The organism is Anaerolactibacter massiliensis, from assembly GCF_900290205.1.
GTDB lineage: Bacteria > Bacillota_I > Bacilli_A > Erysipelotrichales > Erysipelotrichaceae > Bulleidia > Bulleidia intestinalis.
The window spans coordinates 1,332,151-1,351,773 of sequence record NZ_OLMH01000002.1 but is presented as its reverse complement, the minus strand read 5'-3'; the positions used below and the strand labels follow the sequence as shown (position 1 = coordinate 1,351,773).

The following is a 19,623-nucleotide window of genomic DNA, read 5'->3' as shown; positions in this document are numbered from 1 at the left end:
AAAGAACAATGAATTCAATCACGATCGTAGGCAGAATCAAGGAACAGCCCGTCATCACCACCACGGCCAAAGGAAACCCGATCAGCTGGCTGCTGATCGAAGCCGACCGCAACTTCCATAATGATGACGGCTCCGTCAGCCAGGACATCTTCAACGTCATGCTGTGGAAAGGAATTGCAGAAGAAGTATCAGCCGCCTGCAAGCCTGGCAATCTCGTCGCTGTACGCGGAAGACTCAGCGGCGACGCCGTCGAGCGCAATGAGAAGACGTTCTACAATCTCAGCGTCATCGCTGAGAAAGTGGAAATCCTGACCCGCGCAAAGCACTGAGATTATTGCAGCCAGAATCCGAAGAACACCGGTACTGAAAAAGAGATCGGTGTTTTTCTTTAATCAGCTTATCAGCGGCAGAAGCTGCCGCGGATTTCACCGTTTCCCGGGAACTCTGATTTCTATGGTAGAATAAACCGGAGATCAGGAGAGAGCAGAATATGGCATTTGATTCACTGAGTGATCGTCTGAATAAGACCATGCGCAATATCGCCGGCAAGGGCAAGCTTACCGACGCCAACATGGAGGATATGCTGAAAGAAGTGCGGGTTGCACTCCTCGAAGCAGATGTGAACTACAAGGTCGTCAAGGACTTCCTGAATAAAGTCCGTGAAGAAGCAAGAGGCCAGCAGGTACTGAGTTCCGTGGAACCAGGCCAGCAGCTGGTCAAGATTGTTCACGATGAAATCGTGAATCTGCTCGGAACCGAGCAGGCGGAACTTCAGTTCAAGCCACAGGGCATCACGGTCGTCATGATGGCAGGTCTTCAGGGTACCGGCAAAACGACCAGCGTTGCAAAGATTGCCAAACTGACAAAGAAGAAATACAATCGCAAGCCGATTCTGATCGCTGCCGATGTCATCCGTCCGGCTGCGATTGAACAGCTGCAGACCCTCGGCCGTGAGATTGATACGGAAGTCTTCACGGAAGGAACCGAAACCAGTGCGCTGAAGACCGTTCAGGATGGCATGGTCTATGCAGAGGAACATGGCTATGACACGGTATTCATCGATACTGCCGGCCGTCTGCATATCGATGAAGCCCTGATGCAGGAACTCAAGGACATCAATGAATCCGTTCATCCGGATGAGATCCTGCTGACGGTTGATGCCATGACTGGCCAGGATATCGTCAATGTTGCAAAGACTTTCCAGGAACAGCTCCCGCTGACCGGCCTGGTCGTCACAAAGTTCGATGGCGATTCCAGAGGCGGCGGCGTGCTCTCCGTCAAGGCAATTACCGGGCTGCCGGTGAAGTTCGTCGGTGAAGGCGAGAAGATCGATGACATGGATGTCTTCTATCCGGATCGTATGGCAGACCGGATTCTGGGCATGGGAGATGTCGTCTCCCTGGTAGAAAAAGCCCAGGAGAAGATGGACATGGAAGAAGCAGAACGCGTCGGCCAGCGCATGCTGAATGGCGAGTTCACGATGGACGACATGCTGTCGCAGTTCGAGCAGGTTCAGAAGCTCGGCCCGCTGGGCGGAATTCTGAAGATGATCCCGGGCTTCTCCCAGTATTCCGATATGATCGATGAAGCCAAGGCATCGGATTCCATGAAGCATACCAAGGCAATCATCCAGTCCATGACCAAGGAAGAACGCCGTGATCCTTCCAGGATGCGCGGCTCGATGAAGAAACGGGTCGCTGCGGGGTCCGGAACGACTCTGACTGACGTCAACCGCTGCATCAACCAGTATGAGAAGATGAAGAAAGTCATGAGCCAGATCGGCTCCATGTCCCGCAGCGGAAAGCTGGATGAAGATCATCTGGAACAGATGATGAATTCCGCTCAGAAACAGATGCCATCCGGATATTCGAAAAAGAAGAAATACAAGTTCTGATTGATTGAGATCTGCAGAGAAATCTGCAGATTTTCTGTCTGCACGCATGGAAAAATTCCGGAAAATCAGGAATATTTTCTTGATCTTTCCTTTGATCTGTCTCTGCGCCGCGTTCCAGTTTCCATTCTGTATTCCGTCCGGCCTATATTGATTTGAGAGTGCTCATTCAAATCCGGCGCATGAAACCGAGTATAATGGACGCGAGAAAAGTGAACTTCATGAAAATTCTAGTTACTGGTTTTGATCCGTTCGGCGGGGAAAAAGTAAACCCTGCCATTGAATCCGTCAAGCTGCTTCCGGATACGATTGCCGGAGCGGAAATTATCAAGCTTGAGATTCCGACTGTCGTCTACAAATCCCTCGATAGAATCGATGCCAAGATCGCTGAATGCGATCCGGATGTGATCGTCTCCGTCGGCCAGGCCGGCGGACGTCCGGATATCACCGTAGAGCGCGTCGGCATCAACGTCAACGACTGCCGCATTCCGGATAATGAAGGCAATCAGCCGATCGATGAGCCGGTATACGCAGACGGCCCGGCTGCTTACTTCTCCGCTCTGCCGATCAAAGCAATGGTCAAGCACATCAATGATGCAGGAATCCCTGCATCGGTATCCGATACCGCTGGAACCTTCATCTGCAACCATGTGCTGTATGGCGTCAGATATCTCTGCGAGCATAAATATCCTGGCAAGAAGAGCGGGTTCATCCATATTCCGTTCATGACCAGCCAGGCAGTAGGCAAGCGCGGAGTTCCTAGCATGAGCCTCTCTGACATCGTCAAGGGACTCACCGCTGCCATTGAAGCAATTGTCCTCAACGAAGAAGACATCAAGGTAACTGGCGGCCACGAGCACTGAGAATCACTTATGGGGTGTTAAGGAAAAAGCCTTGACACCTTTTTCTTCCTGCGTATAATCATCTGTGTTCACTAAGGAGGAAATCACATGTCTGTTAAACTCAGATTGACAAGAATGGGTGCCAAGAAGGCTCCGAGATACCGTATCGTCGCAGCAGATTCCCGTTTCGCAAGAGACGGACGCGTCATCGATACGATCGGATACTTCGATCCGACCACGGATCCGGAAACCGTACGCCTGGATGCTGATAAGGCAATGGACTGGCTCCGCAAGGGCGCACAGCCGTCTGATACGGTCCGCAACATTCTGTCCCGTCAGGGCGTCATGAAGAAGTTCCATGACGAAAAAGGCACCGGCAAGGAAAAGAAGTAATCGCCATGGCTGAACTGGACAAGGTACTGCTGGACCTTGTCACCCCGATGGTGGATGACAAGGAAAGCCTCTCGGTTTCAGAGGATTCGTCTGACGGCCGCGGTGTCGTTCTGCGTGTTCGTGCAAAGAACGATGACATCGCCCGCCTGATCGGTCACAAAGGCTCCATGGCATCTGCGCTTCGCCAGGTTATGTCAGTTGCTTCGCACACCGAAGAAAAGCGGGTTACGATCAAATTTGAAGAAGTTCAGTAAGGGATGCGATCTGCATCCTTTTCTGACGGAGGAGAATATGGAATATATCACCATCGGCAGAGCCGTCAACACCCATGGCCTGAAAGGCGAACTGAAGATCGAAAGCTGGTCGGACTTCGACGAGCTGCGCTATCAGAAGGGCAATACCGTCTACCTGCTGCAGAACGATACGTATAAGCCATTCAAGGTTGCGACATTCCGCACGCATAAAGGCTATTCCCTGGTCAGCTTTGAAGACTATCAGGACATCAACCGCATTGAATCTTTCAAGGGATCTCTGGTGTGCATCCGCAAAGAAGACCAGCATACGCTTCCGGAAGGAGAGTACTACCGTTCTCAGTTCATCGGTCTTCAAGTCTATGATGAAGCAGGAACCCTGATCGGCACGGTCACGGCCGTCGAAGAGACCAGCGGTGCCCAGAACAATCTCCGGGTTCGGAGAGAGGGCAGCAAAGATGCCCTGATTCCGAATATTCCGGAATTCGTGAAGCAGGTCGATCTTTCTGCAGGCAGAATCGTGATCCATGCCGAGGAAGGCCTCTTATGAGAATCACGATCCTGACCCTGTTTCCGGAGATGTACGGCGACTTTCTGAAGACTTCGATCGTCGGCCGTTCCATTGCCCGCGGCATCGTTTCCGTCGATCTTGTCCAGATCCGCGACTTTGCCCATGATACGTACCGCCATGTGGATGACACGCCATTCGGCGGCGGAGCAGGTATGGTCATGAAATGCCAGCCAGTTCTCGATGCGATCAATTCCGTAAGGACTCCGGAAAGCTATACCGTTCTGATGAGCCCCTCCGGAACTCCGTATTCCCAGAAGAAAGCCCATGAGCTCTCCGGGAAGTCTCATCTGATTCTGCTCTGCGGCCACTATGAAGGACTGGATGAGCGCATCAGCAGACATGTCGATGAAGAACTCTCGATCGGCGACTATGTGCTGACCGGCGGCGAGCTGGCTTCCATGGTCATTTCGGATTCCGTGATCCGTCTGCTCCATGGCAGCATCCGCCCGGATTCTGCCGAAGACGAATCCTACGAGAACGGTCTTCTGGAATACCCGCAGTATACGCAGCCCGCCGACTATGAAGGAGAACAGGTCCCTGCGATCCTTCTGAGCGGCAATCATGAGAAGATCCGGAAATGGCGTCTTCAGCAGTCGCTGGTCCGGACCAGAGAACGGAGACCGGATCTCTTTGGACAGCATGAGCTGACCGGAGAAGAACGCAAACTCCTCGATCGCTATGACGAAGGAGAAGAGATCTGACCGATGGATCAGATCTTTTTTTAACGCATGGAAAAGCATAAAATGGTCTTATGAATGACGATAGCTTTGTTTCCCGCTATGCTCCGGCCTTGATCTTCATTGCCTTTGCATGCCTCGGTCTGTTCACCGGGTATCTTGGCATCGTATTAGCGCTTGCCTGGGCTTATATCTGCACGAATGTCGTGAGGCATTACGTGTTCCATCGCGGCAGAACGGGAGAAAAACTGAAATGAATACCGATCTGATTCTGATCCTGCTGTTCTGCGCACTGACCTGCGTGCTCGTTCAGTGGTCCAGCAGGCTGTGACATGGAAGCCATTCTGACCACGAAGCGGCTGCTCTTAAGACCATTTGAACCGCAGGATGCGGCAGCCTGCCTCTGCTGGCTGAGCGATCCTCGCGTGATGGATGCCGTGCATCAGCCCGTTATTTCTTCCCTGGAAGAAGCAGAACAGTTCATTGCAGCACGGCTTCCATACTACTCCCGTGCTCACTTCTATGACTGGGCGATCGTCCTGAAAGAAAACGGCAGAGCCATCGGCGAATGCAACGCTTCCGTATCTCTTCCTGCTTCCTGTGCAGATGCTGGCTATGCGATCTCTTATGACTGCTGGAATCGCGGATATATGACCGAAGCGCTGAAAGCGGTGCTGCCTTTTCTGAGGAAACAGGGCTTCATGCATATTGTCGCTGCCTGCCATCCTTCTGCTCTGACGAGTGCAGCCGTGCTGAGAAAGTCAGGAATGAAGCAGATGAATGAGGTTCCATCTTTGATCAGAGAGATGGAAGAAGAACCTGATCTGATCTTCTATGAGTATTCCGGAGATCCCGGAAGCAGAAAGGAACGCTGATGAAAAAATGGATGATTGCTGCGGTATGCGCGGCCGCACTGCCGTTTTCCGGAAACAAGGTATGGGGAGAAACAGATTCCTCCGATGGAGCGGACAATTCTTCCGGCATCCGGATCCGCAATGGCGAAGTGGAAGTGCAGGACTCTGATGGCAGCTGGTATGAACTCGCTTCCCTCAGCGATCTGAAGAAAGCAGCCGAACCAGAAGCTTCCGCTTCTATGGAAGTAACGGAAGAATCTTCTTCCGGTCTATCGATCACGACTGGAAAAGACGGAGAGATTCTGATTGACGGAGACGGCACCGGACTGGTTCTCACAGTTCCTTCTTCGGCCGAACAGCAGATTGATGAGCTGGCAGAACTCGGCACGGATGAAAATGGCGAACTGACAATCAACGGCGTCTCGATTGGATACCGTCTTGAGAGCCTGGCGGATTACCAGGCACAGCTGGAAGCACTCAGAGCGGAAGCTTCTGCCACTCCGGAACCTTCTTCCAGTGCTGAACCGCTGTATGAAGTGGATATCACGTATTTCACAGAAGACGGAACCGAAGCAGGATCAGAAAATCTGGAACTTGCGGCCGGAACCCGGAAAGATGCCGCGACTGCACCGGATGGCTATGAGCTTCTGAGCAAAAACGAGATCAAGGTCGAAGCGGGGTATAACTCCGTGATCATGCTTGTGCAGAAAACAAGCGAAGCAGAACACCCGGTCACGATCAATTTCGTTGATCTGACTGGAAAGAATGTAGATACTTCTGAAACTGAATTGAAGGCTGGTACCTACAAGACCGATGGCACTGACAGCTTAGTTGAGATTCCGGATGGCTATGAAGCGGTGGCTCCGAAGAAGATCACGATCACCGAAATCGGCGGAACTTATGACGTGCTCGTGAAGAAGAGCGGAACGGAAAAGACAGACAGCGGAGACTGAAAAGGAACCAATTGATCCTGTTTCCGGGAATAGGTCATACCTATTCATCCGTTCGGAAATCATGGAATATCTCTGAAATCATCGTAACGAAGCGGGAAACCGAGCGGCCGGCCCGCTTTTTCTTTTCCCTGATTACAGAATGAAAGCTCGGATAGGTAGGACCATCTATCCTTGTTTTGTCCTACAAATATTTTGAAAAACTGTGATTTCGATAATGATAGGACAAATCTACCTGTTTCTCTTGAAAATCAGAACAACTAAGCTCGGAAACGGCATTAAAACATCCTATCTGGAAGCACTTCTTACATTTTTCATTTTCATTGTTCTCCTGAATTTTTGATTTTTCGTTAAAAATGACTATGAATTCTCCGCTGCCCGGGTATGATGAAAGTGCACCGAGAAAAGTGCATACCGGTATGAACTTTCTCTGGAAGCGTGCAGGTCAGTACGACCAGGGGGAGAAAGCAGTTATGAAACAGATCTTCAGAAGAATCAGCGCAGCAGTTTCTGCAGCGGCACTTACATTCGCATTATCAGCAGCCGCACCGGCATCTGAGGTCAAGGCAGAAGATGCTATGGGTTCCGGCGGCAGACTCTATTTCAGCAATGGCTACAGCGTTGCGCTGAACTGGGCAGACCCTTATGACGCCTATACCGTTCAGGCAGTGACAGATGCATGGGATTCAGCAGTTGAGGAATCATGGGGTGGTTCCACGCTGATTGCTGACCATGCATACCAGGGATTCTCCGTCATCCGTTCGATGGGAGTCGGTTCCACTGTTACCATCGCAGATGGCTGGGGCGGATCAGCAACCTATGTATGCATCAGCTACTACAGCAACGCTTACTGGTCTGACGGGACAACTTATCTCCCGGATGGAAGAGACGCATGGTACGGAGATTCTTCGCTCTGGATGAAGACCTGCAATGCGGACGGCACGAATACCGTTTCCTATTGGGTGCAGGCCTGGTAAAGACTGAACATTCCTCTGATCGAATGGCTTCCGTGATGGACACACGGCAGCCGCACACAAATCATTCTTGAAACGGGGCATACGCATATGACATTTCAGAGTCTTGAATTCCGGATCATGAAAAATCCGGGGTATGGGGTAAAGGAGCTTCATGCGGAACTGAGAAATGACGGACTGCACTATCAGACCTTCTGGACAGATGGTCTGGATGGCGGCATCGTCGATCATCCGCAGGAATGGGTGAAGGACCTGGAAAAACTGAATATTCCCGAATGGAAGCAGCAGTATCTGGGAACGAATTCCATTCATTCCTCCTGGCTCCTGGAATACCAGGATGGAACGCATCATGCCAGAATCTCCGGTAAAGATTCGTGTCCCGAAAGTTTCTCCAGTCTTCTGAATCTGATGAACCGCCTTTCTCCTGATACTAATTTCAGAGAATGTCTCAGCTGAGGCATTCTCTTTGTTTTCCTTGACTAACTCAGACCAGTTCCGATAAATTATCAGCATCGTGAGGGAGTAGCTGGCGCATTGCGCAGCAAGTCAACATACTGGTCCGATCCGGACCTGGCTTGCTTTAAACAAGCGAGACTCATGTACCGCCAGTGCGCGTACATGGGCTCCGTCTTCAGTTCAGGAACACAGGTATGACGGCGGTCATGCTTTTTATTTTCTGAGGTGAAGGAATATGAATGGTGAGATGATTGTCAGCAGTATCATGCTGGGCGTCGGACTTGCGATGGATGCGTTCTCGGTATCTCTGGCCAACGGGCTGAATGAAGCAGGCATGAAGCAGAAGCGGATGTGCATGATTGCAGGAACCTTCGCATTCTTCCAGTTTCTGATGCCGATGATCGGCTGGTTCTGCGTCCATTCAATTGCGCAGTACTTCCATGCCTTTGAGGCATATATTCCATGGATTGCCCTGATTCTGCTGTCGTATCTCGGCGGCAAGATGATCATAGAGGGCCTGCGTCCTTCTTCAGATCAGGCAGAAGTCGGAAGCGGGACGCTGTTTATGCAGGGCGTGGCAACGAGCATCGATGCGCTGTCCGTCGGGTTTACCATCGCGGAATACACTGCCTTCCAGGCGTTTGCGAGTTCCCTGATCATTGCGATCGTGACATTTTTCATCTGTATCGGCGGCCTGATTCTCGGCAAGAAGTTCGGGATGAAGCTGGCTGGCAGGGCATCAATCTTCGGCGGCGTCATCCTGATCTCGATCGGACTTGAGATTTTCATGACACACTGACTATTCTGTCACAAAAATGAGCCTGGATTTCTGACGCGTCGTCTGTTTCTGCTCATGACATGGTATAATCACTCCTAGAAAAAGACTGCAGGAAAGCAGTGAACCATCCGCAGAAAATAAAGAGGAAAGATCATGGCTAAGCAGAAGATCAAGAAGGCAGCTTCTCCGGACACAGAAGCAAACAATTCCGTTTTTCTCACTTCATTCGACCGTTATCTGTTCGGCGCGGGCAGAGATTATGCCATCTATCGCAAGATGGGTGCTCATCAGGCTGAAGTCGATGGAAAGAAAGGCATGCACTTTGCAGTGTGGGCACCGCATGCGGCAGCTGTTTCCGTGGTATCCGACCGCAACCGCTGGACCCCTGGCGAAGATCCGCTGACTCCTCAGGAAAGCTCGGGAATCTTCGAAGGATTTGTCGAGGGCATGGGCTTCGGCGAATTATACAAGTATGCCATTGAGACAAAGACCGGAGACATTCTGTACAAGGCAGATCCGTATGCATTCGCTGCGGAATTGCGGCCTGGCAATGCCAGCCGCACCGCGGATATCGACAGCTATCAGTGGAACGACGCTGCCTGGATGAAAGAAAGGGCAGAGAAGAATACGTTCCGCAATCCGCTGGCCATCTATGAATGTCACCTTGGCAGCTGGAAGAAGAAGGATCCGTCTGATGAGAACGGCTTTCTCTCTTATGAAGAATATGCAGAACAGCTCGTGGAATACTGTGGCTGGATGGGCTATACGCATGTGGAGCTCATGGGAATTGCCGAACATCCGTTCGATGGCTCCTGGGGCTATCAGGTAACCGGATATTATGCGCCGACCAGCCGTTACGGCTCTCCGCTGGGCTTCAAGTATCTGGTCGACTATCTGCACCAGCATGGCATCGGCGTGATTCTGGACTGGGTGCCCGCGCATTTTCCGAAAGATGCGTTCGGCCTCGCGGATTTCGATGGTACGCCGACGTATGAATATGCTGATCCCCGCATGGGGGAGCACCCGGACTGGGGCACGAAGATCTTTGATTATTCGAAGAATGAAGTGAAGAACTTCCTGATCGGCAATGCGCTGTTCTGGTATGACGAATATCATATCGACGGACTGCGCGTGGATGCGGTTGCCTCGATGCTGTATCTCGACTACGGCAGAAAGCAGGGCGAATGGGTTCCGAACCGCTATGGCGGCAACGGTAATCTGGATGCGATTGAGTTCTTCAAGCATCTGAACTCTCTGATCCGCCGCCGCAGCGACGGCACGATCATCATTGCCGAAGAGTCCACTGCCTGGCCGAAGATCACGGCTGCGCCGGAAGAAGACGGCCTTGGTTTCACGTACAAGTGGAACATGGGCTGGATGCATGACTTCCTGGATTACATGAAGCTCGATCCGCTGTTCCGCAAGAATAATCACAACAAGATGACATTCGGCATGAGCTATGCGACGAGCGAGAAATTCATTCTTGTGATCTCGCATGATGAAGTCGTTCATCTGAAGTGCTCGATGATCGAGAAGATGCCTGGTTATCCGGAGGACAAGTTCCGCAATCTGAAGTGCGGATACCTGTTCATGTTCGGCCATGCCGGCAAGAAGCTTCTGTTCATGGGCCAGGATTTTGCTCAGTACCATGAATGGGATGAGAAGACGCAGCTCAGCTGGGAACTGTGCGATGAACCACTCAATCGCGGCGTACTCTTATTCATGAGAGACCTGCTGCACATGTACCGGAAATATCCCGCTATGTATGAACTGGATGATTCGTGGGAAGGCTTCCGCTGGATCAATGCGGATGATGCTGACCGCAGCATCTTCTCGTTTATCCGCCGTGCTTCAGACGGAAAGAATTCTCTGCTGTTCGTAATCAACTTCACTCCGATGGAACGCAGCGACTATATGGTCGGAGCACCGCAGAAGGGCAGATATACTCTGATCTTCGATCGGGATGGAGCAGTGGATTCCAAGTCCGGAAAGAAGACGGCTTATACTGCTTCAGCAGGTGAATGCGATGGTCAGCCATTCCATATCAGCTATCCGCTGCCTGCTTATGGCTGCGCCGTCTTCCGCTTCAATGAGACGAAGCCAGAAGCTGCCGCGAAATTGCCCGCAAAGAAATAGATTCTCCAGGCTCTGTGAATATGCAGAGCCTTTCTTCTGGAAAACACAAAGAAAGCACTCCGCAGGAGCGCTGGCAGACATGTCGGTATAAATGAATACTCGGCAGAAGAAAAACTGCTTCTTCTGCTGAAGCAGGATGGCTCGCTGACGACAGAGGCACTCACCCTGACACTTGGACTTTAAAAAAACGGCATGTGGAATGGATGATTGCACAGCTGAAACGCAGAGGAGTACTGGTCCGCCATGCGCCAGCAAGAATGGGTTCCGGGAAGCAAAGCAATAGATTTTCTGTTCAGAAGAATCCGAGCATGATAGGAGTTCTGATGTCAGCGCAGCAGATTCCAGACCCTCATGGCTACGACCACATAGACGATGATCAGGATCAGAAGGAAGACCAGCATCCCGCTGGAAGCCAGAAAGGAAGGCTTTGAATGATGGACAGTATGTTTGACGGCAGGACGCTTCTTCAGAGTCTTGTCATAGTAGTATTCCTCTGAATCCGTTTCGCTCCGGAAATCATAGCTGGAGCGGGAAGAATGAATCGACCGGTATGAAGAAGAACCCGGACGGTAGTCGAGCGAGTCTCCGTTTTCCGCGCCGACCCGGCAGGTGTTCTTTTTCCGGGAAGACGTGCTGCGTGTCCTGGTTTTTGCAGAAGATGTTTTACGAGTAGCTGCCATGTCTGTTAGTCTAGCACACCCGGACGATCCGTGCAGGAACAATGTCCTGACCGTCAGAAAAACTTCACTTGTAAAAGTTAACGCAACCCCAGTATTGCATTAAGTATGTCTGAACAAGAAGTTATAAAGGGCTTGCATTAAGTAGATCTGAAACGGTTCTTCCTTTAACATTTAGATATCAGCCAGATTACTGCCATCTAACGATAGAACTGGAGGAACTGTCTATGGCAGCTTATCGTCGTTTTGATCTGGATAAGCGTATTACGCTTCAGAAGAATCTCTCTGATGGTCTTTCCTTTGCAAAAATAGCTGATGAACTCGGAATGTCTGCTTCTTCTGTTGGCAGAGAAGTAAAGCAGTATCGCACGCTCGTAAACACTTACGGAGTCGGACATACCAACAGATGTATTCATCGCCGGGATTGTTCAATATCCGGAATCTGTCCTGGTCAGTCAGGTATCTGCAGAGACAAGAAATGCAATCATTGCAGAAAACAGAACTGCAATCAGGCATGCAGCAGCTACGGAGAAGAAGTCTGCAGGAAGCTGGATTCACCGCCATATGTATGCAATCAGTGCATAAAGAAGAAGTACTGTCCTCTGAAAAAGTACATGTATTATGCCGATCAAGCGGACAAGAAAGCCAGAGAAATCCGCAAGGAGTCTCGTTCTGGTCTCACATTGACCGAGGACGAGGTGAAGGAGATTGATACTCTTCTATCAGATCGTCTGAAAATGGGGCAGTCAGTCCATCATATCTTTGTCGATGAGCCGGACGTTTTCACCATCAGCGAAAAGCAGGCCTACAATCTGATCAATCAGGGTCTGATCTCCGCAAGACCGATTGATCTTCCCCGTGCCGTGCGCATGAAGCCTCGCAGTAAAAAGGCACAGATCGTCAAAGTTGACAAGAAGTGCCGGATCGGAAGAACCTATGAAGACTATCTGAAATTCATGGAAGAACACCCGGATTTTTCTGTTCTGCAGGGTGACAGCGTAGAAGGAAAAAAGGGAGGAAAATGCATTCTGACACTTACATGGGCGAACTGGGACTTCCAGATTGCCTTTCTCAGAGACCATAACAATTCGGCATCTGTTACATCAATTGTCAATCATCTGTATGAATCTCTTGGTGCGGAACTATTCCAGAAAGTGATGCCAGCTGTATGGCTTCTGGATAATGGATCAGAATTTTCCAATCCGTCAGAAATTGAGAAGTTCGGTGTCTATGTGTTCTACTGCGATCCTGGTGCTCCATACCAGAAGCCTAACTGTGAGAATACGCATTCCGTCTTCCGCAGAATCATTCCGAAGGGACATTCATTCAATGATCTGGACCAGGATTTCTTCGATCTTGCGTTCAGTCATACAAATTCGCTGCGCAGGAAGAAGCTGAATGACCACACTCCCTATGAAATGTTCTCGTTTGCCTATGGCGATGACATTGCGGAAAAGTGTTTCCGCATTCATCAGATCCAGGGAAAGGATGTAATTCTGGACCCTTCCCTTGTCAGAATTTATCATGACTCCAGAAGAAAGGAAGGCATCGAGTAATGAAATACACCGTAAGCCTTCCTGAGATCACCAAAGTCATAATGACGAATGCTCCGCAGGAATTGCCTGGAGACGAGAAGGAATCTCCTGTCAGCGTCTACATCCAGGACTGCACCGCTCATATCGACTTTTACATCATGAGCTGGCACAGAGAGAGCAGCTGCTTTTTCGCTCTGGTAGATCCTCTTCCTGATCCGCAGGTTCTCGATCTCGAATACGTCAGCTTCTCGTTTCTCAGGGATCATGATCTCTTCTACTCCGTTTATCCAAAGAAGAAACGTCCTCGGTACAAGAAGATTTATAACCGCATTCTACCGATGAAGTATGAGATTCCCTCATAATCATCTGACCGGCACCACCAATCACTAAGCACTGAAATCATGGCAGGTTCTGGCTGAGCATCCGTCATTATTCCCCGTTGCGCTGACCGTGTCTGAATTTTATCGGCACAGCAGGGCAGGTTTTACTGCGCTTAAATTGTAACGTATTTGAACACTTTTCCTATCATTTCAGGCAGAAAATCCATAGAAAAGAGACCGGAATTACTTCAGAACCGGTCTCTCACTATTCCTTGTCACACACAGCTTGCGATAACTTCGTAAAACTTGCGTTCAGTTTTTCAATTCACCACCGTCAGAAAAAAACGATTGTATGCTAGAATGAAACCAGAAGAGAGGAGGAATCCCCCGATGGGTTCGTTCATCGTATTCCTGGTCATCATCATTCTGATTATTCTGCTGGTTATCTCGCTTCTGGTCATTGTTCCGCAGGGGTTTGCCTATGTCATTGAATTCCTTGGCAAGTATGAGGCAACCTGGGGGCCTGGCCTGCATATCCGCAAACCGATCGTTGAGCGCATTGCAAAGAAAGTCAACGTCAAGGAGCAGGTCGGAGACTTTGCGGCAATTGAAGCAATCACGAAGGACAACGTCATGCTGAAGGTCGATTCCGTGGTCTTCTACAAAGTCCGGGATACCGATGACAATCCGCGCAAGTATGCGTATGGAGTCACGAACCCGGAAACCGCCATTGAGCTTCTTGCCGCAACCACTCTGAGAAATGTGGTCGGCGAGATGACGCTCGATGAAGCTCTGACGAGCCGTGAGCGGATCAACGACTCGATGCGCGAAGTGCTCGACAAGGCAACGGACGACTGGGGTGTCCTGGTCCGCAGAGTCGAAATCAAGAGTCTTACCCCGAATAATGATGTCCGCATCGCCATGGAGAAGCAGGTCACGGCAGAGCGCAACAAGCGGGCCGAGATCCTGGAAGCAGAGGGTCATAAGCAGTCCGATATCCTGAAGGCAGAAGGCCACAAGGAAGCTCTGATCCTCGATGCGGAAGCCGACAAGCAGAAGAAGATCCTCGAAGCAGAAGCAGAGAAACAGGCTCTGATCGACAAAGCGGCTGGCCAGGCAGAAGCGATTCGCCAGGTCAAGCAGGCAGAGGCGGATGGCATCCGGATGCTGAAGGAAGCAGGGGCTGATGAAGCAGTCATCCGGCTGAGAACGCTGAGTGCCTTGGAAAAGGTTGCGGACGGCAAGGCGACGAAGATCTTCCTGCCTTCCGATCTTGCCCAGGCCGGCGCGCTGGCTTCGGCAGTCGGCGAGACGCTGAAGGATGCCGCAAAGGAACCTGCCGCATCTTCAGAGAAGCCTGCTGACATTCATGCAGAGCCGGATTTCCTGAAAAAATGAATTTCTGACACCGGAAACCACTTCCGGTGTTTTCATGAACCGGGTATAATGAAATCACTGAGAAGAATCTGACACCAGTCTGAAAGGAATTGTTTCATGAGAGATTTTTTTGCTTTTGAATCTATCCGTGACAAAGAAGGAAACGTCGTCTGTTACCACATCAGCGTCGTCGGGACGATCGAGGCAGAGGGCGTTCCTCATCTGCGCAGTGACATCGGCACTTCACAGGATCAGAAGATGTCATTCGGCAAGATCACCGTCCATGGCCTGGACCGCAAGATCGGCATCCTGGCCCGGGAAACCGACAGTCAGACGTACTATCATTCCCATGATGAACTCGATACGGTCAATGTCATCAGCTTTGCGGCCAGAGAGAAACATGCCGATGAGGTTGCTGAGCTCAGCGAAGGCGACCGGGTTCTGCTGGAAGGAAGAGCGTATCTGCGTTCCCGGCCGACAAGTGCGCATAAGGAACTGACGATTACGGTCACATCGGTGTTCCTGCTCGGCCATCAGCGGGCTCCGAAACCGCATCGGATGAATTCCGGCCTCGTACCGCAGGCAGACTGAAGCAGGGATGCCTGCTTTTTTACATTTTCCCCAATCTGCCGCATTTTTCCGCATTGCATCGGGAAACGAAAGAAGGTATAACATTCTGGTACGTTGAGGGAGTAACCGACGCTTTGTGAAAGCGGGGCAGGACCGTCAGCACGATTCCTTGAAAAAGGGATCCGGTCCTCCATAGCGGTAAGACTCATGTATGGCAATCTGCTGTGCATGGGGTCAGATCACGGAACACTGAGCCAGGCACAAGCCTGCTTTTTTTATCGGAGGAGAACTTTATGACTGTCTGGATCGCTCTGGCCATGTTTGCGGCCATGTATGTGCTGCTGCTGCGCTTCCCGGATCACCGCTATCTCATCGCCTTATGCACTGCTGCTCTGTTCATGACCACCGGCATGGTGAGCCCTGCAGATGCCATCGCGAATATCGACTGGAATGTCATCATGATGATCGGCGGCACGATGGCAACCGTATCGCTGTTCATCGAAAGCAGGATGCCGGCCAGAATGGCAGAAACCCTGCTGAAGCATACCTCGAATGTCTGCTGGGCAGTCGTTGCGCTCAGTGCGCTTTCCGGGATCATCTCTGCCTTTGTCGACAATGTCGCAACCGTCCTGATGGTCGCGCCGGTCGGTCTTGCCGTAGCGGAAAAGCTGAAGATCAATCCGGTCCCGGTGATCATCTCCATCTCAGTTTCTTCGAACCTGCAGGGTGCAGCGACGCTGGTCGGCGATACGACTTCGATCCTGCTCGGTCAGTATGCAGGCATGTCCTTCAATGACTTCTTCGTGATGAATGGAAGACCGGGCATTGCCCTGGCAGTCGAAACCGGAGCCATCGCTTCGCTTGTAGTGCTGTACGGACTGTTCCGGAAAGAAAAAGCCCCGGTGAATTCCGAAGTGGTCACGAAAGTCACGGACTATGTGCCATCCTTCCTGATGCTGGCAACGATCGGCGGTCTGATCATCGCTTCGCAGTTTCAGAATAAGCCGGCTCTGACCAACGGCATCATCTGCGTCAGCGTTGCCCTCGTCGGCATCCTCTACGAATGCCTGCATCGTCATTCTTCTGCTCCGCTTGCCAAGGTTATGAAGGAGATGGACTACAAGACGCTGCTTCTTCTGGCGGGCCTGTTCATGGTCATCGCCGGCATCACGGAAGCAGGCGTAATCGATCTGATTGCGGACTTCTTCCTGAAGATCGGCGGCAGCTCCAAGCTGGTCATGTATGTGCTCATCGTCGGCGTATCTGTGGTGCTGTCGGCATTCATCGACAATATTCCGTATGTCGCGACGATGCTGCCGGTCGTACGCGGCATTGCCTCCATGATGGGGATGAGCGATCCGTATCTGTTCTATTTCGGTCTCCTGATCGGGGCTACCCTCGGCGGCAACCTGACACCGGTCGGAGCTTCGGCAAACATTGCCGGCATCGGCGTCCTGCAGAAGAAGGGATATCAGGTCTCCACGAAAGACTTCATGCGCATCGGCGTTCCGTTCACGCTGACTGCCGCAATCTGCGGAGCCGCGGTCGTCTGGCTGTTCTGGGCATAATCTGCAATTCATCGCACTCTGCTTTCGGCGGAGTGCTTTTTATATGAAGAAAGCGCCCTGCTGGCACAGGACGCTTCCGCGGATATTATCTTTTTTGTTTGTGGGGGGAAAAGATAATGTGTTTGATTCATGCATTTCAGAATGCGGCTTGTTGTCCGCCTGCCTCAGAGCTCCTTTCTTGGAACATCTATAACTTACTCGATCAATCTGAACACATCCGGGCAGTTATGTGAACTTTCCGTGAACAACTGTGAATACGGTTTTCACCATCTCTGAGTGTTTCTTCGAACCAAATCTCCCGGCTGTCCGGAGTCCGGAGCCTTCTGATTCCGTTCTTCGCGCATAATGGAATCCGGAGAATCGGAACATGATGGAAATAAGAACGGCCGTTCCGGGCGATCTCGCAGAGATTCGCATCCTGGAACGAAGATGCGGCATCCGGGATCCATACGGACAGCTTCCGGCAAGGATGTCGGAACACCCGGAGCAGTTTCTGCTGATGCGGGTGGAAGGAAGACTGATCGGCTGTGCCGAAGGGGCACCGGTCATCCCCGGTGGAGACATCTATGGACAATGGCACAGCATCCGCCAGCTCATGATTGATCCGTGCTGGCAGAAACTCGGTGCAGAAGGAGTGCTGATCAAGGAAGTCATCGAACAGGCAAGAAGCCGCCGGTATGAAGGTGTCTATCTGACCTGCAGTCCGGAACGGTGTCCGTTCTATGCCGAATACGGCTTTGTGAGAACAGGAGAAGCAAAGAAAGAGATCCTGATGCGGATCGCCTGGCAATGAAGAAAAAGCGGGATTGCGGTAAACTGTAATCAAGAGGAGAACTCTGTTTATGCTGAAAACCGAATCCCGCCGGGAAATCCGGCAGAAACTTGCCGCATGGCTGCCTGATCAGTCGCTGTTTGTCTCGCACAGCGGAGAGGAGATGGAATCCAGCCGTGATGATGTATTTCCCTTTGAAGTCAATCGGAACTTCTTCTATCTGACCGGCATCGACAGTCCGGATGCCATCTATGTGATGCTGAAACGGAATCAGAACATCCGGGAACTTCTGTTCGTGCATATTCCGACGCCGATGGAACAGAGATGGATGAACCGTCATTTCGATGCCGAAGCCGTGAAGAAAGATGCTGGCATCAGCGGGCTGTATCCGCGTGAATCGTTTGATGAGATGCTGAGCCGGCTGATGTTCCGGGGCGATATCGAGTCTCTGTACGTCGATGTATCCCGCTATGATGCGACCAGACCGCTGAATACCGCTCAGCTGATAGCAGGAAAGCTGCTGCAGGAGTATCCGTATCTTTCCATGCATAATGCATTCCCATTCATTGCGAAGCAGAGGACGATCAAGTATCCGGAGGAAATCGAGGATCATCGCAAGGCAGTGGAGATCACGGAACTTGGCGTGAAGAACATGCTTGCCCACATGAAACCGGGCATGAAGGAATATGAAATCGAAGCATACTATGACTTCGTCCTTCGCAGCCATGGCGTGAAGATCCCTGCTTTCACGACGATTGCTGCGGCAGGCGCCAATGCCAATCACATGCATTACATGGACAATGATGCCGTCACGAAAGACGGGGACCTGATCCTGTTCGATCTCGGGGCCCGCTGGAACTATTACTGCGCAGATGTCAGCCGTACCTATCCGGTGAACGGCAGTTTCACGGAGCGTCAGAAGCAGCTGTATCATGCAGTGCTGCTCGGACTGAAAGCTGCGGAAGATGCTTCGAAGCCGGGCGTCGTCAAGGATGATCTGCAGAACCTCTCCCGCCATGTGATGGCCGAAGAACTGATCCGCATCGGCAAGATTTCCCGTGAAGAAGAAATCGCAAAGTACTACATGCATGGCAGCGGCCATACGATCGGCCTGGACACACATGATGCCGGCGACTATGATCTGCTGCTGGAAAAAGATATGATGTTCACGCTCGAACCGGGACTCTATTTTGATGATGAAGGCATGGGCATCCGCATTGAGGATACGCTGCTCGTGACAGATACTGGCGTGGAGATTCTCTCAGCAGGCATTCCGAAAGAGATCGATGAGATCGAAGCCTATATGAGGGAACATCATGATTGAAACGAGAAAGGACAGTCAGAAAGTCACCTGCCCGTACTGCTCGGAACAGTATGAAATCACACTTTATACGCAAGTCAATGCGGTAACAGATCCGGAATTGAAAGAACTGGTCATCACCGGAAAGCTGTTTGAGTCAGAATGCCCGCATTGCGGCAGAGTGCAGTATATGACCTATGACTGCGTCTATACGGATGATCTGAAGAAAGAACTCGTGCTGCTTGGCAGCACAGACAATTCCAGGGATGATTTCGTTCCGTATCTGCGCAAGGTCATGGCCGCCAGACCTTCCGAATATGATTTTCTGAGAGCGGTATCGGCTCCGGAACAGCTTGCGGAAAAAGTGCTGGAGAAAGAATACGATGCGGATGACCGCATTGTCGAAATCGCCAAGAGTGCCGTTCTTCGCGATCTGGAGAAAGAAGCACCGCATAAGAAAGTGCTCGGCCTGATCTACAACCTGGCTCGCGATGACCATGGCCGGGAAGCCGAAGGCTTCATGATCGTCGATGGCCATCATGTCGCTAGTGACTTCGTTCCGCTGAAGCAGAATGCAATCTCAATGCTGGAAGACCGCTATGGTTCTCTGCTGAACAATCCGGAAACCGAACCGGTCATCGATCAGAACTGGGCGGCAGAATTCCTGGAAGCCAACCGCCAGGCGCCGCTTCCGGAAGAACCGGTGATCGATTTATCCTGAAGGAGAAGAA

Annotated in this window: 23 protein-coding genes; 22 read left to right on the top strand and 1 reads right to left on the bottom strand. The window is 51.3% G+C overall.

Going from position 1 to position 19,623, the window contains the following annotated elements; genetic code table 11:
- Positions 1–8: 8 nt before the first annotated feature.
- From C7E00_RS09990 to glgB, 14 genes are all read left to right on the top strand, one after another.
- On the top strand, positions 9–329 hold the full coding sequence (locus C7E00_RS09990) for a single-stranded DNA-binding protein (protein WP_105304151.1): 321 nt from the start codon (positions 9–11) through the stop codon (positions 327–329).
- A gap of 161 nt (positions 330–490) precedes the next feature.
- Positions 491–1,894 (top strand): signal recognition particle protein, encoded by a 1,404-nt coding sequence (ffh, locus tag C7E00_RS09985; protein WP_105304150.1) that lies wholly within the window; start codon positions 491–493, stop codon positions 1,892–1,894.
- A 218-nt stretch (positions 1,895–2,112) separates the two neighbouring features.
- Entirely contained in the window at positions 2,113–2,754 is a 642-nt protein-coding gene (gene pcp, locus C7E00_RS09980; protein WP_105304922.1) for a pyroglutamyl-peptidase I, read from the top strand.
- Positions 2,755–2,841: 87 nt separating this feature from the next.
- Positions 2,842–3,126, top strand: coding sequence for a 30S ribosomal protein S16 (gene rpsP / locus C7E00_RS09975; RefSeq protein WP_105304149.1), 285 nt, complete (start codon positions 2,842–2,844; stop codon positions 3,124–3,126).
- Positions 3,127–3,131: 5 nt separating this feature from the next.
- A complete protein-coding gene (locus C7E00_RS09970; RefSeq protein ID WP_105304148.1) occupies positions 3,132–3,380 on the top strand; it encodes a KH domain-containing protein in 249 nt (82 codons plus the stop codon).
- Positions 3,381–3,417: 37 nt separating this feature from the next.
- Positions 3,418–3,927 carry a ribosome maturation factor RimM gene (gene rimM / locus C7E00_RS09965; protein WP_135358207.1) on the top strand — a complete coding sequence of 170 codons (510 nt, stop codon included), beginning with the start codon at positions 3,418–3,420 and terminating at the stop codon, positions 3,925–3,927.
- Positions 3,924–4,649, top strand: coding sequence for a tRNA (guanosine(37)-N1)-methyltransferase TrmD (gene trmD, locus C7E00_RS09960; protein WP_105304146.1), 726 nt, complete (start codon positions 3,924–3,926; stop codon positions 4,647–4,649). The genes rimM and trmD overlap by 4 nt, the downstream gene beginning before the upstream one ends.
- 50 nt (positions 4,650–4,699) lie before the next feature.
- The gene (locus tag C7E00_RS09955) at positions 4,700–4,882 is read left to right on the top strand and encodes a hypothetical protein (protein WP_105304145.1); all 183 of its coding nucleotides are present in this window, start codon (positions 4,700–4,702) and stop codon (positions 4,880–4,882) included.
- Between the two features lie 75 nt (positions 4,883–4,957).
- Positions 4,958–5,500 (top strand): GNAT family N-acetyltransferase, encoded by a 543-nt coding sequence (locus C7E00_RS09950; protein WP_105304144.1) that lies wholly within the window; start codon positions 4,958–4,960, stop codon positions 5,498–5,500.
- Positions 5,500–6,432 carry a hypothetical protein gene (locus C7E00_RS09945; RefSeq protein WP_105304143.1) on the top strand — a complete coding sequence of 311 codons (933 nt, stop codon included), beginning with the start codon at positions 5,500–5,502 and terminating at the stop codon, positions 6,430–6,432. Before C7E00_RS09950 ends, C7E00_RS09945 begins: the two co-directional genes overlap by 1 nt.
- A gap of 470 nt (positions 6,433–6,902) precedes the next feature.
- Positions 6,903–7,406 (top strand): hypothetical protein, encoded by a 504-nt coding sequence (locus tag C7E00_RS09940; RefSeq protein ID WP_135358206.1) that lies wholly within the window; start codon positions 6,903–6,905, stop codon positions 7,404–7,406.
- An 87-nt stretch (positions 7,407–7,493) separates the two neighbouring features.
- Complete coding sequence (locus tag C7E00_RS09935) at positions 7,494–7,859, top strand: hypothetical protein (protein ID WP_105304141.1); 366 nt, start codon at positions 7,494–7,496, stop codon at positions 7,857–7,859.
- Positions 7,860–8,094: 235 nt separating this feature from the next.
- Positions 8,095–8,658 carry a manganese efflux pump MntP gene (locus C7E00_RS09930; RefSeq protein ID WP_105304140.1) on the top strand — a complete coding sequence of 188 codons (564 nt, stop codon included), beginning with the start codon at positions 8,095–8,097 and terminating at the stop codon, positions 8,656–8,658.
- A 132-nt stretch (positions 8,659–8,790) separates the two neighbouring features.
- Entirely contained in the window at positions 8,791–10,773 is a 1,983-nt protein-coding gene (gene glgB / locus C7E00_RS09925; protein WP_105304139.1) for a 1,4-alpha-glucan branching protein GlgB, read from the top strand.
- 326 nt (positions 10,774–11,099) lie between these two features.
- Here the strand turns inward: glgB and C7E00_RS09920 are convergent, their stop codons facing one another.
- Positions 11,100–11,453, bottom strand: coding sequence for a hypothetical protein (locus C7E00_RS09920; RefSeq protein WP_105304138.1), 354 nt, complete (start codon positions 11,451–11,453; stop codon positions 11,100–11,102).
- 224 nt (positions 11,454–11,677) lie between these two features.
- On the opposite strand from C7E00_RS09920, the gene C7E00_RS09915 reads away from it, so the two are divergent.
- The 8 genes from C7E00_RS09915 (at position 11,678) to C7E00_RS09880 (ending at position 19,613) form a co-directional block, all read left to right on the top strand.
- A complete protein-coding gene (locus C7E00_RS09915; protein ID WP_105304137.1) occupies positions 11,678–13,006 on the top strand; it encodes an IS30 family transposase in 1,329 nt (442 codons plus the stop codon).
- Positions 13,006–13,347: a hypothetical protein gene (locus C7E00_RS09910; RefSeq protein WP_105304136.1), complete on the top strand. Its 342-nt coding sequence runs from the start codon at positions 13,006–13,008 to the stop codon at positions 13,345–13,347. The genes C7E00_RS09915 and C7E00_RS09910 overlap by 1 nt, the downstream gene beginning before the upstream one ends.
- Positions 13,348–13,695: 348 nt before the next feature.
- On the top strand, positions 13,696–14,703 hold the full coding sequence (locus tag C7E00_RS09905; RefSeq protein ID WP_105304135.1) for an SPFH domain-containing protein: 1,008 nt from the start codon (positions 13,696–13,698) through the stop codon (positions 14,701–14,703).
- 96 nt (positions 14,704–14,799) lie between these two features.
- Positions 14,800–15,273: a hypothetical protein gene (locus C7E00_RS09900; RefSeq protein WP_105304134.1), complete on the top strand. Its 474-nt coding sequence runs from the start codon at positions 14,800–14,802 to the stop codon at positions 15,271–15,273.
- A gap of 272 nt (positions 15,274–15,545) precedes the next feature.
- Positions 15,546–16,820: an ArsB/NhaD family transporter gene (locus tag C7E00_RS09895; RefSeq protein ID WP_105304133.1), complete on the top strand. Its 1,275-nt coding sequence runs from the start codon at positions 15,546–15,548 to the stop codon at positions 16,818–16,820.
- Between the two features lie 367 nt (positions 16,821–17,187).
- Positions 17,188–17,613 (top strand): GNAT family N-acetyltransferase, encoded by a 426-nt coding sequence (locus tag C7E00_RS09890; protein WP_105304132.1) that lies wholly within the window; start codon positions 17,188–17,190, stop codon positions 17,611–17,613.
- Positions 17,614–17,662: 49 nt separating this feature from the next.
- Entirely contained in the window at positions 17,663–18,916 is a 1,254-nt protein-coding gene (locus C7E00_RS09885) for an aminopeptidase P family protein (protein WP_105304131.1), read from the top strand.
- Positions 18,909–19,613 (top strand): CpXC domain-containing protein, encoded by a 705-nt coding sequence (locus tag C7E00_RS09880; RefSeq protein ID WP_105304130.1) that lies wholly within the window; start codon positions 18,909–18,911, stop codon positions 19,611–19,613. The genes C7E00_RS09885 and C7E00_RS09880 overlap by 8 nt, the downstream gene beginning before the upstream one ends.
- Positions 19,614–19,623: the final 10 nt, after the last annotated feature.